Below are 13,349 nucleotides of genomic sequence, written 5' to 3' on the forward strand. Positions count from 1 at the left end.
GCCCCGCCGTGCGGATCGAACCGCACGGAGGACCCGGCCGGCACGCACAACCGCATCCCGTACGCGGCCGCGCGGTCAAAATCCAGGCGCGGGTTCGCCTCGAAGAAATGGAAGTGCGAGGTGACGCTGACCGGCACCGACGCGGTGTTGCGCACGTGCAGGTGCAGCAGCGGTTCCGGCTGCGGTGCGCCGGGGCCCGTGACCACCGCGCCGGGGGCGTCGTCGCCGAGGGAGGCGGCGCCCCGGATCGGCGCGGAGACCACCGCGAGGCGGGAGCCGTCGTCGAAGACGGCCTCCACGTGCACCTCGGTGACCACGTCGGACACGCCGGGCAGCACGTCGTCTGGGCCCAGTACGTCGCGGGCCTCCTCGATGGCCTCCGCCAGCCGCTTCCCGTCCCGGGCGGCCTCGCAGACGGTGTCCGCGATCAGCGCGGTGGCCTCCGGGACATTGAGCTTCAGGCCGCGGGCCCGCCGGGCCCTGGCCAGTTCCGCGGCGCTGCGCAGCAGCAGCCGATCGCGCTCCGTAGGGGTCAGCCGCACGCCGATCCACCACCTCTTGAGTCAATGGGTTAGAGCATCACTCTAACTCTTCACTTCCTTGCAGGGAACCATTGACCTGGCGGCGACACCTGGGTCACATTGAGTGTCGCTCAAACACCAGCGCTACCACCCCCCGCCCTGCCAAGGGAGTCCCCCATGCCCATCGAACAGCGCGGAGTCGACACCGTCCCCGAGGAGGAACGGACGAGCGGTCCCCGCGACCTCGTCTCGATCCTGCTCGGTTCCAATCTCTGCCTCGGTGTGATCGTCTTCGGCTGGCTGCCGCCGTCCTTCGGACTGGGCCTGTGGCCCTCGGTCACCGCCGTGGTGACCGGCACCCTCGTCGGCATCGCCTTCACCGCCCCGCTCGCGCTGGTCTCCCTGCGCACCGCGACCAACCTGTCCACCTCCAGCGGCGCCCAGTTCGGCGTCCGCGGCCGGCTGGTCGGCTCGGTGGTGGGACTGCTGCTCTCGCTCGGCTACACCGCGCTGACCCTGTGGATCGGCGGCGACGTGATGGTCGGGGCCCTGTCCCGGCTCACCGGGCTGCCCGACACGGGCTTCTCCCGCGCCGCGATGTACGGCCTACTGGCCGCCTGTACCGTCGTCGGGGCCGTGTTCGGCTACCGACTGCTGTTGCGCATGAGCAAGATCCTGTCCGTCGGCATGGTGGTCCTGCTGGCCGTCGGCGTCCTCGCGTACGCCCCGGACTTCACCACCGCCGCGCCGCCGGAGACCTCGTACCTGCTGGGCTCCTTCTGGCCGACCTGGTTGCTCGCCACCGTCGCCGCCGGGCTCAGCGGCCCGGTCGCCTTCATCACCCTGCTCGGCGACTACACCCGCTACATCTCCCCGCGCCGGCACAGCCCCCGCAAGGTGCTGTGGGCCACCGCGGTCGGCCTCCTCTTCGGTCTGCTGATCCCGCAGCTCTTCGGCACCTACACCGCGCTCGCCGCCCGCGCCGGAGCGGACTACGCCGGGCCGCTCGTGGCCGCCGCGCCGTTCTGGTACCTGGTGCCGCTGCTCGTGGCGGCCGCGGCGGGCTCGATCGGCAACGCGGGCCTGATGCTCTACTCCATGGGCCTGGACCTCGACGCGATCGTCCCGAGGGCCACCCGGACCACGGCCACCCTGGTCGCCGCCGCCGTCGCCACCGCCTTCGTGTTCATCGGATCGTTCGGCTGGAACGCCCAGGCCGCGATGACCTCGTTCGTCCTCGTGCTCACCGCGATCGGCACCCCGTGGGCCGTGATCACGCTGATCGGGTACGTGCGCTGCCGCGGCCGGTACGACGAGAAATCGCTCCAGGTGTTCAACCAGCGGGCCCGCGGCGGCGTCTACTGGTACAGCGGGGGGTGGAACCCGCGTGCGACGGTGTCCTGGGCACTCGGAGCGGCAACGGGCCTCGCGGCCGTCACCACACCGTTCTACGAGGGCCCCCTGCTGGCCCTCACGGGCGGCGTGGACTGCAGCTTCGTCCTCTCGGGGCTCGTCGGCGGACTCGTCTACGCCGCGCTGACCCCGCGGTCGGCGGACGCGCCCGCCGCGGTCGCACAGGAGCAAGGAAAGAACGCGGAACAGATATGGACGAGCTCGCAGGCCCTGTGATCATCCGGACCCTCAAGGGGATCGGCGCGGTGGTGTACCTCTTCGGCGACGCCCTCGTCGCGATGCTGCCGGACGGCGCGGCCCGCGCCGACGCGCGCCGCGCCCGGCGGGCGGAGCGCCGCCGGGCCCGCTGACGGCGACCGTTCGAGCCGCGCAAGCGCAACGACGGAAGGCCCCCGACCGGTCCGGTCGGGGGCCTTCCGTGCGAGTGGGCGACGACCGCGCCCGGTACGCCTAACCGAGCGGGTGCATCCAGCCGTGGGCGTCGGCGGCGCGGCCGGTCTGGAGGTCGAGGAGGGCCTTGCGGAGCTCCATCGTGACCTCGCCGGGCTCGCCGTTGCCCTGGGTCCAGTTGGCGCGCTCGGACTTGACCGAGCCGACGGGGGTGATCACGGCGGCGGTGCCGCAGGCGAACACCTCGGTCAGGGTGCCGTTCTCGTTGTCGCGCTTCCAGTCCTCGGTGGTGATCCGGCCCTCCTCGGCGGTGTAGCCGAGGTCGCGGGCGATGGTGAGGAGGGAGTCGCGGGTGATGCCGGGAAGGAGCGAGCCGGTGAGCTCCGGAGTGACGATCCTCCGGGTGCCGTCCTCCTCGGCGTACACGAAGTACAGGTTCATGCCGCCCATCTCCTCGATCCAGCGGTGCTCGACCGCGTCGAGCCAGACGACCTGGTCGCAGCCGTGCGAGGCGGCCTGGGCCTGGGCGACGAGGGAGGCCGCGTAGTTGCCGCCGGTCTTCGCGGCGCCGGTGCCGCCCTTGACCGCGCGGACGTACTCCTCGGAGAGCCAGACGGAGACCGGCTTCACGCCGCCGGGGAAGTAGGCGCCCGCCGGGGAGGCGATGACCATGAAGAGGAACTCGTTGGCGGGGCGGACGCCCAGTCCGACCTCGGAGGCGAACATGAAGGGCCGCAGGTAGAGCGAGGCCTCACCGGAGTCCGGGACCCAGGCGCGGTCCTGCGCGATGAGGGCGTCGCAGGCGGCGATGAACAGCTCGGACGGCAGTTCCGGCATGGCCATGCGACGGGCGGAGGCCTGGAAGCGATCGGCGTTGGCCTCGGGGCGGAAGGTGGCCACGGTGCCGTCGGGCTGCTTGTACGCCTTGAGGCCCTCGAAGATCGTCTGCGCGTAGTGCAGGGTCATGTTCGCCGGGTCCATCGACAGAGGCGCGTACGGGACCAGCTCGGCGTCGTGCCAGCCGCGTCCCTCCGTCCACTTGATCGTCACCATGTGGTCGGTGAAGTGGCGGCCGAAACCGGGGCTGGCCAGGATCGCTTCCCGCTCCGCGTCGGACAGAGGGTTCGAGGAGGGCTTCAGCTCGATCGTGGGCGTCGTCATGAGTGCTTGTCCTTCACCGGTTGGGTAGGGCGGACCGCGCTCACGGCGTACTAGGACGTCCGAGCTTCCCCGTATTCCGCGGCCTCGCGTTCGATTATCGCCCGCGTCCAGGCTTCGGTGAAACGGGGCATGAGCGGCCCAGGGGAGATGGTGGCACCCGGGGCCGCACAGGAAAAGCCGCCGGGTCCGTTGGTAGCGACCCGGCGGCTTCCTTGGATGGGGCTACCGGGTCAGCCGGCTACTCGCGCGGCGAGGGCGTCGCCGATGGCGTCGGTGGACCGGAAGGTGCCGTCGCGCTCGGCGAGGTCGGCGGAGACGGCGTCCTCGATGCGGACCGCCTGGGTCTCGAAACCGAGGTGGCGCAGCAGGAGGGCGACCGAGAGGATCGTCGCGGTCGGGTCCGCCTTGCCGGTGCCGGCGATGTCCGGCGCCGAGCCGTGGACGGGCTCGAACATGGACGGGAAGGCGCCGGTCGGGTTGATGTTCCCGGAGGCGGCCAGGCCGATGCCACCGGTCACGGCCGCGGCCAGGTCGGTGAGGATGTCACCGAAGAGGTTGTCCGTGACGATGACGTCGAAGCGCTCGGGCTGGGTGACGAAGAAGATCGTCGCGGCGTCGACGTGCAGGTAGTCGGTGGTGACCTCGGGGTACTCCTGGCCGACCTTGTCGAAGATGTTCTTCCACATGTGGCCCGCGTACACGAGGACGTTGTTCTTGTGGACCAGCGTCAGCTTCTTGCGGGGGCGGGCGTTGGCCCGCTCGTAGGCGTCGCGGACGACGCGCTCGACGCCGTAGGCGGTGTTGATGCTGACCTCGGTGGCGACCTCGGCCGGGGTACCCGTGCGCAGCGAGCCGCCGTTTCCGGTGTACGGGCCTTCGGTGCCCTCGCGGACCACGACGAAGTCGATCTCCGGACGGCCGGCGAGCGGGGTGGCCGTGTTGGGGAAGAGCTTCGACGGGCGCAGGTTGATGAAGTGGTCGAAGGCGAAGCGGAGCTTCAGCAGCAGACCGCGCTCCAACACGCCCGACGGGACCGACGGGTCACCGATGGCGCCCAGGAGGATCGCGTCGTGGTGCCCCAGGGCTTCGAGCTCCGCCTCCGGGAGGGTCTCACCGGTGCGGTGCCAGCGCTGGGCGCCGAGGTCGTATTCCTTGGTCTCCAGCTTCACGTCCTCGGGCAGGACCGCGGTAAGGACCTTGAGGCCCTGAGCCACGACTTCCTGGCCGATGCCATCACCGGGGATCACTGCGAGATTGATGCTGGTCGACATGACGGAACCGTACTCCGCGTCTTAGCCCTCAGACATCTCGCGTCCACGATGTGGACCCGTGTGGACGCGAGACGTCAGCCGGCCGGGGGTGTGCGAGGAAGGAAGGAGCAGCTCAGTGGCCGGTCGAGCCGCCGTTGTCGCGGCGGTCCAGGGCGCGCTGGAGGGCTGCGGCGGCGTTCTTGCGGTCGGCGTCGGCCGGGGAGGAGTGGCGGACGCGGCGGGCTGCGGCGGTGGTGGGGGTCATGGTGATCGACTCCTTGAGATCACGGCGTGGCGGGGCCACGGATGAGGGGTTCCTTCAAGGCGCCGGAAGAGGCGGGGAGCAGTGCGCCGCAGGGGTTGCCTGCCAAGGGGCGCGCGCTCACGACCGCCATTCGCTGGATCAGCGAGACGTTCGGCTCCTACAAAGCTAGGGCAGGTCCGGCTGTATGTCTCGGCAATTACTCGGACTTCCTAGTATCTGAGACGGCGAACCGCCGGAATGACCCCTCCGCGACTTCCGTTTTCAGACCTTCTCAGCCCTGAGTTCCCTGATCAGAGCCCTAACAGCGAGAGTTGTGGCAGATTCCGGTGTGGTGACGTATCCCACCTGCCTCACCGGCCCCCCGGGACCCAGTGGGGCGATCTCCACCGCCTCCGTGGCCTCCCGCAGGGAAAGCTCCGGCAGGATCGCCATGCCCAGGCCGCGCCCGACCATCGTCAGCACCATCGCGTCGTCCTCGGCCTTCAGCGTCGCCGGCGGGATCCAGTCCTGGGACCGCCACCAGTCACGGGTGTAGGAACCGCAGTTCTCGTCCCAGTCCAGCAGCGGCAACGCCCTCGGGTCCGGGTGTCCCGCCGGATGGACCAGCGCGTACGTCTCGTGCGCGAGCACCCCGCCCAACAGGCCCGGCGGTACGGGGTCCCCCGGGCCCAGCGTGGCGATGCCCAGGTCGGCGCGGCCGGCGGCCACCTCCCCCGCGGTCCCGGCACCGAGTTCGCGCACCACCCGCACCTCGGGCCGGATGCCGGGGTGCCGGGCGGTCAGGCGTTCCAGCGCGGGCGGCAGCAGGTGCAGGGCCGCGCTGCGGAACGCGGCGACGCGCAGGACCCCCGCCGGCTCGTCCCGCCCGGACCCGGCGCGGCCGGCGGCGCGCGCCTCCGCGCCGAGGACCTCGTACAGCCGCAGGATCCGCCGCCCGAGGGCGACGGCCCGCTCCCCCGCCGGGGTGGGCGAGGCCCCGGCGCGGCCGCGCTCGAAGAGCACCGCGCCGACCTTGCCCTCGCTGCCGCGCACGGAGTGCGAGACGGCGGACTGGCCGATCCCGAGCCGGGCGGCCGCGGCGGTGAAGCCGCCCGTCTCGGCGACGGCGACCAGGATCCGCAGTTCCTGCGGGAGGAGCTCGGCCACGGGGGCTCTCACCTCGTTCTATGAGCGGTGTTCATGGAGGGGCGGCTGCCATGAACGCAACCCCCTGCCCGGCCCGGGGATTCCTTCGTAGCGTCGGCGCCATGACCACGAAGACCGCTCTCGCCGTCCACCAGACCGCCCGCCCCTCCGGTTTCCCCGCCGCCACCGACTTCACGTACGCCGCGTACCCGGTCCCGGAACCGGCCCCCGGCACCGCCCTGGTGGAGAACCTGCTCCTGTCCGTGGACCCGTACCACCGGGGCCTGATGGACGGCGGCGAGGACGGCTTCGCGCTGGGTGCCCCGCTGGAGGGCCGCTCCGTGGGCCGGGTCGTCGCCTCCCGCGACCCGGGCCTCGCCGAGGGCGACCTCGTCTTCCACCGCGCGGGCTGGCGCACCCACGCCCTGGTCGCCCTCGGCTCCGACGGAGCCCGCAAGCTGCCCGACCACGCGGGCGTGCCGCTGGAGGCGTACCTGTCGATCCTGGGCGGCACCGGCCTGACGGCGTACGCGGCCCTCACCCGGACCGCCGCCCTGCGCGAGGGCGAGGACCTCTTCGTGTCCGCCGCCGCCGGCGGGGTCGGCACGGCCACCGCCCGCATCGCCCGGTTGCTCGGCGCCCGCCGCGTCATCGGCAGCGCGGGCTCACCGGCGAAGGTGCGCCACCTCACGGAACACCTCGGTCTCGACGCGGCCTTCGACTACCACGACGGCCCCGTCGGCGAGCAACTGGCGAAGGCCGCGCCGGACGGGATCGACGTCTACGTGGACAACGTCGGCGGGGACCACCTGGAGGGCGCGATCGACGCGCTGCGCGAGTTCGGGCGGATCGCCTGGGTCGGCGCGATCTCCATGTACAACGGCGACCGGGCTCCGGCCGCACCCCGCAACCTCTTCGAGGTCGTACACAAATCCCTTCGCATGGAAGGGGTATTGGTACGTCACCACACCAATCTCCAGGAGGAGCTGGAGGATCTACTGGTCCCCCACCTCCGCAGCGGCCTCGTGGGCACCGACACCACCGTTTTCCAGGGGTTTGACCGCACCGTGGAGGCCTTCATCGGGATGCTGCGCGGGGAGAACACGGGCAAGATGCTCGTGCGCGTCGATGGCTGACTCCGGCCTTCCGGATGTTCACCGAGTTCTTACCGCACGGTTGTAGACCTTTGCGGCGGCTGCCGCCACTCTTGCCGTCGATGTGCCGCAGGGGCACCCGAGTTGGAGGCGAGCAGCCAGTGACACCGATCAGCCGCAGAGGGTTCGTGGGAATCGGAGCGGGGCTCGTGGCGGGGGCGACGCTGCCCGCGGTCGGGCCGGCGTCCGCGGCGGCCGCCGCCGCGACCGGCACGATCACCGACGTGAAGCACGTGGTGATCCTGATGCAGGAGAACCGCAGCTTCGACCACTACTTCGGCCGGCTGAAGGGCGTGCGCGGCTTCGCCGACCGCGCCGCCGGCAACATCCCGGGCGGCTGGCGCACCTTCAACCAGCCCAACTGGGGCGGCCGCCAGTACCCGTGGAAGCTGTCCTCCACCCCGCCGGCGGGCGGCGCCGACAGCGAGACCCTGGCCCAGTGCACCGGCGACCTGCCCCACAGCTGGACCTCGCAGCACGCCGCCTGGAACAAGGGCCGGATGGACAACTGGGTCACCGGCGTCGGCCAGACCCGCACCCTCGGCCACCTGGACCGCGGCGACATACCGTTCCACTACGGGCTCGCCGACCACTACACGATCTGCGACGCCTACTTCTGCTCCGCCCTCAGCGCCACCGGCCCCAACCGGACCTTCCTGTGGAGCGGCGCGATCGACGCCTCCAGCAAGGACGGCGGCGAGGAGCGGGGCCTGACCTGGGAGACGTACGCGGAGGCCCTCCAGCGGGCCGGGATGAGCTGGAAGGTCTACCAGAACGCCCAGGACAACTACGGGGACAACGGTCTCGCCTACTTCAAGAAGTTCACGGACGCGGCCCCCGGCAACCCGCTGCACGACCGGGGCATGGCCTCCGTCCCGCGCGTCACGGGCTCCACCCCGGACGACATCGCCGCCGCCATCCGCGCGGACGTCGTCGCGGGCACCCTTCCGCAGGTCTCCTGGGTCGTGGCGAACGAGGCCTTCTCGGAGCACCCGTACGCCCCGCCCGGCGACGGCGCGCACTTCGTGGACCTGGTGTACCGCGCGCTCGCCGCGGACCCGGAGGTCTTCGACTCCACCGTCCTGTTCCTCAACTACGACGAGAACGACGGGTTCTTCGACCACGTCCCGCCGCCGGTCGCCCCGCCCGGCACTCCCGGCGAGTACCTCGACGGCCTGCCCATCGGGCTCGGCTTCCGGGTCCCGATGCTCGTGATGTCCCCGTGGACCCGCGGCGGCTGGGTGAGCTCCGAGGTCTTCGACCACACCTCGGTCCTGCGGTTCATGGAGACCTGGACGAAGGCCCTCGGCACCCCGGCCACCTGTCCGAACATCAGCGCCTGGCGCCGCAGGGTGACCGGCGACCTGACCGGCGTCTTCGACTTCGCGCGCCCCGTCTACGGGGTCCCCGCCGGCCTCCCCTCGACCGCCAAGGTCATCGGGCAGTCGACCTGCGCCCCGCTCCCCAACCCGACGCCGCAGGACAACGCCCTGCCGACGCAGGAGTCCGGCACGCGCCCGGCGCGCGCCCTGCCGTACCAGGTCAACGGCAACCTGGACCGGCTGGAGTTCGGGGCCGCCGGCCAGATCACGGCCCACTTCTCGATGTCCAACCAGGGCGGGCAGGCGAAGCGGCCCGCGCACTTCTCGATCCACCCCCACCAGCACCGGGACACGGCCGCCTGGCAGTACACGGTCGACGCGGGGGCGACCGGCTCCGACTACTTCCACATCGGCCTCGGGCACGGCTCCGGCAAGTACGACATCTCGATGTACGGGCCGAACCGCTTCCTGCGCCGTTTCATCGGCGACGCCTCCAAGCCCGGCAAGGCGGTCGAGGTCGCGGCCCGCTACGCGGTCGAGCCGGGCACCGGCAAGATGGCGGTGTACTTCAGGATGACCAACGCGTCGGCCTCCCCGGTCACCTTCACCGTCCGGGCGAACGCGTACCGCACGGACGGGCCGTGGACCTACACCGTCCCGGCGAACTCCTCCCGCGAGGACTTCTTCAACGCGGTCGCCTACAGCAAGGGCTGGTACGACTTCACGATCCTCGCGGACAACGACGGCACCTGGTCCCGCCGCTACACCGGCCACATCGAAACGGGCGCGCCCAGCGTCTCGGGATAGTCCGGGCGATCGGGCGGTCGGGCGGTCCGGCGGCGACTAAAGGACGTCCCCGTCGCGCCAGTCGAAGTCCAGCCGCCCGGCCGGGTCCGGCGGGGCCGCGCCCGGCGGCGTCCACACGTAGGTGGAGCCCTCCTCCTCGGCCAGCCGTTCGGGGCCGGTCGGTCCGAGGACGCCGATCGGGCCGGGGTGCGGGCGCCAGCCGCGGCCCTCGTACAGGGCCGCTCCGGCTTCGGACGCCGAGAGCGCGCCCAGCACGTACGCCCCGCCGATCACCCGCTCCAGCTCGGCCATGACCTGCCCGGCGAGCCCGCGCCGGCGCCGGTCGGGCCGTACGGCCACGGCCTCGACGTAGCCGGTGCGCAGCGCCCGGCCGTTGTGCAGGACCCGCCGCTGCACGACGCTGCCGTGCGCGACGAGTGCGCCGTCGGGGCCGCCGGGGCCGTCTTCGCGGAGCAGTACGTGCATGCCGCCGAGGGCGTGCTCGAAGTCCTCGTCGGCGAAGTCCCCGTCGAAGGCCGCGTCGAGCAGGGCCCGGATCTCGCCCCGTTCGCCGGGGCCGAGCCCGGCGGTGTGGGTCAGCTTCAGGGTCACGGTCACTGCTCGTCCTCCAGCGGTCGGCCGGCGGCTCCTCGCGCGCCGCGGGTCCCGCCGGGGGACGGTACCAGCGTCGGGTCGGGTCGGGGCCCGGTGAGTCGGTCGCGCAGCCGTGCCAGTTCGGCGCCGGTCAGCCCGGCCGCCCTCAGGTACGCCTCCGCGTCCAGCCACCGGGCGGCGTCGCCGGCGAGGTCGTGCACGGTGGTGCCGAGGCCGGTGACGTACTCCTCGATCTCCGCGGGGTCGTACGGGTGGCCCTGCGCCGCGTACCGGGCGCGCACCCGCGGCTCGCTCAGCCCGTGGTCGTCCGCGACCTCCCGCGGGGTCGCGCCGGCCAGCCGCAGCAGGACGAGCGCGATGATCCCGGTGCGGTCGCGGCCCAGGCCGCAGTGGAAGGCGACCCCGCCCGGCGCGGCATCGGCGACGGCGCGGGCCACGGCCGCCACCCGGTCGGGGAAGCGCTCCAGGAAAGGCCGGAAATACACGGGGGTGCCGAATCCCGGAGTGCCCCACCACACGTCCCAGAAGTCCCGGTGTTCGATGCCGTCGAGGGGGATCCGCACGGTCGCCGTACCGGCCGGTCGAGGGGATTGGTCCACCCCCCGCTCGTCGTCGTTCCGCAGGTCGATCACGGTCCGCACCCCGTGCGCGGCCACCGCGGTCCAGCCCCGGGCGGTCAGCCCGTCGAGGCTGTCGGCCCGCACGAGGCGGCCCGGCCGCAGCGCTCCCGCCCCGCCCGGGTCGCGGGCGTTGAAACAGCCTTCCCAGTCCACGAATCGACCGACGTTCGCCACGGTCATAGCCCCCCTGTCAGTACACAACGGACATGAGGTGATGACGTGACACTGGCCTCGGGCGGTTGCGCGGACGGAAGATCCTCCCATGTCGCCAGAAACACAGCAGTGGACGCCCACCCACGGCCGGCCCTACCGGCCCGTCGCCTACCGGCCGGCGCGCATGCCGAGCCGGGAATCCCTCGCGCGGGCCGCGGAACTCAGGGAACGGATGGACGAGCGGCGGACCGTACGCCAGTTCTCCTCCGATCCGGTGCCCGAGCAGGTCGTCCGCGACGCCGTCGCCTGCGCGGCCACCGCTCCTTCCGGAGCCCACCAACAGCCGTGGACGTTCGTCCTGGTCAAGGACCCGGACGTCCGCCGGCAGATCCGCGCCGCCGCCGAACAGGAGGAGCAGATCTCCTACGACGGTCGGCTCGGCGACGAATGGCTCGCCGCCCTGCGCCCGATCGGCACGGACGCCGTGAAGACCCATCTGACGGACGCGCCCGCGCTGATCGTGGTGTTCCAGCAGCGCTACTGGCTCGGGCCGGACGGTGCGAAGCGCAAGCACTACTACGTGGACGAGTCGGTCGGCATAGCGGTCGGCATGCTGTTGTCCGCCCTCCACCTCAGCGGGCTCTCCGCACTCATCCACACCCCGAGCCCGATGCGTTTCCTCGGGCACGTCCTGAACCGGCCCGAGAACGAGAAGGCGTTCGCGGTCATCCCGGTGGGCTACCCGGCCGACGACTGCGAGGTCCCGGACCTGGTGCGCAAGTCCCTGGACCAGGTCATGGTCGAGGTCTGAGCGGTACCGGTACCGGTGGGGCAATTGGAACCGCCCCCGCTCCGGACTTGGGGGTACCGGAGCGGGGGCGGGGTTCGGCGGGGCCGTGATCAGCCCATGTGGGGGTAGCCGTACTCGGTCGGCGGGACCAGGGTCTCCTTGATGGAGCGGGTCGAGGTCCAGCGCAGCAGGTTCGAGGCCGCGCCCGCCTTGTCGTTCGTACCCGAGGCACGGCCGCCGCCGAAGGGCTGCTGGCCGACGACGGCGCCGGTCGACTTGTCGTTGATGTAGAAGTTGCCCGCCGCGAAACGGAGCTTCTCCATCGTGTCGGCGGCCGCGTAGCGGTCCTGCGCGATGACGGCGCCGGTCAGGGCGTACGCCGAGACGGACTCCATCTGGGCCAGCATCTCGTCGTACTTGTCGTCCTCGTAGACGAGGACCGCGAGGATCGGGCCGAAGTACTCGGTCGTGAAGACCTCGTTCTCCGGGTCGGTGCACGCGATGACGGTCGGGCGGACGAAGTAGCCCTCCGAGTCGTCGTAGGTGCCACCGGCGACGATCGTGCAGGTCGGGTCGGCCTTCGCACGGTCGATCGCGGCCTTGTTCTTCGCGAAGGAGCGCTCGTCGATGACCGCGCCGATGAAGTTGTCCAGGTCGCGGACGTCACCCATGGTGATGCCGTCGACCTCGGCCGCGAAGCTCTCCTTGAAGCCGGCGTTCCAGATGGAGGCGGGAACGTAGGCGCGCGAGGAGGCCGAGCACTTCTGGCCCTGGAACTCGAAGGAGCCGCGGGTCAGGGCGGTCTTCAGGATGGCGTGGTCGGCGGAGGGATGCGCGACGACGAAGTCCTTGCCGCCGGTCTCGCCGACCAGACGCGGGTAGGACTTGTACTTCTCGATGTTGTTGCCGACCGTCTTCCACAGGTACTGGAAGGTCTTGGTCGAGCCGGTGAAGTGGATGCCGGCCAGTTCGGGGTGGTTCAGGGCCACCTCGGAGACGGCGATGCCGTCGCCGGTCACCAGGTTGATGACGCCCTTGGGCAGACCGGCCGCCTCCAGGACCTCCATCAGCAGGACGGCGGAGTGCGTCTGCGTCGGGGACGGCTTCCAGACGACCACGTTGCCCATCAGGGCCGGGGCGGTCGGCAGGTTGCCGGCGATGGCCGTGAAGTTGAACGGCGTGATCGCGTAGACGAAGCCCTCCAGCGGGCGGTGGTCGCTGCGGTTCCACACGCCCGCGGAGTTCGCGGCGGGCTGCTCGGCGAGGATCTGCCGGGCGAAGTGGACGTTGAAGCGCCAGAAGTCGACGAGCTCGCAGGGAGTGTCGATCTCCGCCTGCTGGACGGTCTTGGACTGGCCCAGCATGGTGGACGCGGCCAGCTTCTCGCGCCACGGGCCGGCCAGCAGCTCGGCGGCGCGCAGGATGATCGCGGCACGGTCGTCGAAGTCCATCGCGCGCCAGGCGGGGGCGGCGGCCAGGGCGGCGTCGACGGCCTCCTGGGCGTCGGCCGCGGTGGCGTTGGCGTAGGTGCCGATGACGGACTTGTGGTCGTGCGGCTGGACCACGTCGAAGCGCTCGCCGCCGCCCATCCGCTTGACGCCGCCGATGGTCATCGGGAGGTCGATCGGGTTCTCGGACAGCTGCTTGAGCTGGATTTCGAGACGCGCGCGCTCCGCGCTGCCGGGGGCGTACGAGTGAACCGGCTCGTTGACCGGCGCGGGGACCTGGGTCACAGCATCCATGGGGCTGGAACTCCTTGAGCTAGGGGACGGGCCTTGAGCTAG

13 protein-coding genes are annotated in these 13,349 nt (G+C 71.5%); 5 read left to right on the forward strand and 8 right to left on the reverse strand.

The window, feature by feature from the left end; genetic code table 11:
• Nucleotides 1–542 (reverse strand): urease subunit gamma (ureA, locus tag NOD94_RS17645; protein ID WP_281206916.1); only part of this gene is annotated, 542 nt, incomplete at its 3' end.
• A 156-nt stretch (nucleotides 543–698) separates the two neighbouring features.
• Here ureA and NOD94_RS17650 point away from each other — a divergent pair.
• On the forward strand, nucleotides 699–2,150 hold the full coding sequence (locus tag NOD94_RS17650; protein WP_281206917.1) for a cytosine permease: 1,452 nt from the start codon (nucleotides 699–701) through the stop codon (nucleotides 2,148–2,150).
• Complete coding sequence (locus NOD94_RS17655) at nucleotides 2,126–2,284, forward strand: hypothetical protein (RefSeq protein WP_281206918.1); 159 nt, start codon at nucleotides 2,126–2,128, stop codon at nucleotides 2,282–2,284. Before NOD94_RS17650 ends, NOD94_RS17655 begins: the two co-directional genes overlap by 25 nt.
• Nucleotides 2,285–2,384: 100 nt before the next feature.
• Here NOD94_RS17655 and NOD94_RS17660 read toward each other — a convergent pair whose 3' ends face one another.
• The 4 genes from NOD94_RS17660 to NOD94_RS17675 form a co-directional block, all read right to left on the reverse strand.
• Complete coding sequence (locus NOD94_RS17660) at nucleotides 2,385–3,485, reverse strand: branched-chain amino acid aminotransferase (RefSeq protein ID WP_281206919.1); 1,101 nt, start codon at nucleotides 3,483–3,485, stop codon at nucleotides 2,385–2,387.
• A 230-nt stretch (nucleotides 3,486–3,715) separates the two neighbouring features.
• Nucleotides 3,716–4,756, reverse strand: coding sequence for a 3-isopropylmalate dehydrogenase (locus tag NOD94_RS17665; RefSeq protein WP_281206920.1), 1,041 nt, complete (start codon nucleotides 4,754–4,756; stop codon nucleotides 3,716–3,718).
• 112 nt (nucleotides 4,757–4,868) lie between these two features.
• Complete coding sequence (locus tag NOD94_RS17670) at nucleotides 4,869–5,000, reverse strand: hypothetical protein (protein WP_281206921.1); 132 nt, start codon at nucleotides 4,998–5,000, stop codon at nucleotides 4,869–4,871.
• 261 nt (nucleotides 5,001–5,261) lie between these two features.
• On the reverse strand, nucleotides 5,262–6,146 hold the full coding sequence (locus NOD94_RS17675) for a LysR family transcriptional regulator (RefSeq protein ID WP_281206922.1): 885 nt from the start codon (nucleotides 6,144–6,146) through the stop codon (nucleotides 5,262–5,264).
• A gap of 101 nt (nucleotides 6,147–6,247) precedes the next feature.
• Between NOD94_RS17675 and NOD94_RS17680 the strand changes: the two genes are divergently transcribed.
• The gene (locus tag NOD94_RS17680) at nucleotides 6,248–7,261 is read left to right on the forward strand and encodes an NADP-dependent oxidoreductase (protein WP_281206923.1); all 1,014 of its coding nucleotides are present in this window, start codon (nucleotides 6,248–6,250) and stop codon (nucleotides 7,259–7,261) included.
• A gap of 119 nt (nucleotides 7,262–7,380) precedes the next feature.
• Nucleotides 7,381–9,408 (forward strand): phospholipase C, phosphocholine-specific, encoded by a 2,028-nt coding sequence (locus NOD94_RS17685; protein WP_281206924.1) that lies wholly within the window; start codon nucleotides 7,381–7,383, stop codon nucleotides 9,406–9,408.
• 36 nt (nucleotides 9,409–9,444) lie between these two features.
• Here the strand turns inward: NOD94_RS17685 and NOD94_RS17690 are convergent, their stop codons facing one another.
• Together NOD94_RS17690 and NOD94_RS17695 are read right to left on the reverse strand one after the other, a co-directional pair.
• The gene (locus NOD94_RS17690; protein ID WP_281206956.1) at nucleotides 9,445–9,999 is read right to left on the reverse strand and encodes a GNAT family N-acetyltransferase; all 555 of its coding nucleotides are present in this window, start codon (nucleotides 9,997–9,999) and stop codon (nucleotides 9,445–9,447) included.
• Between the two features lie 2 nt (nucleotides 10,000–10,001).
• On the reverse strand, nucleotides 10,002–10,802 hold the full coding sequence (locus NOD94_RS17695) for a tyrosine-protein phosphatase (protein ID WP_281206925.1): 801 nt from the start codon (nucleotides 10,800–10,802) through the stop codon (nucleotides 10,002–10,004).
• Nucleotides 10,803–10,884: 82 nt separating this feature from the next.
• Between NOD94_RS17695 and NOD94_RS17700 the strand changes: the two genes are divergently transcribed.
• A complete protein-coding gene (locus tag NOD94_RS17700; protein WP_281206926.1) occupies nucleotides 10,885–11,586 on the forward strand; it encodes a nitroreductase family protein in 702 nt (233 codons plus the stop codon).
• Nucleotides 11,587–11,675: 89 nt separating this feature from the next.
• Here NOD94_RS17700 and pruA read toward each other — a convergent pair whose 3' ends face one another.
• Entirely contained in the window at nucleotides 11,676–13,307 is a 1,632-nt protein-coding gene (pruA, locus tag NOD94_RS17705; protein WP_281206927.1) for an L-glutamate gamma-semialdehyde dehydrogenase, read from the reverse strand.
• Nucleotides 13,308–13,349: the final 42 nt, after the last annotated feature.

Source organism: Streptomyces sp. Isolate_45 (assembly GCF_024721315.2).
Classification (GTDB): domain Bacteria; phylum Actinomycetota; class Actinomycetes; order Streptomycetales; family Streptomycetaceae; genus Streptomyces.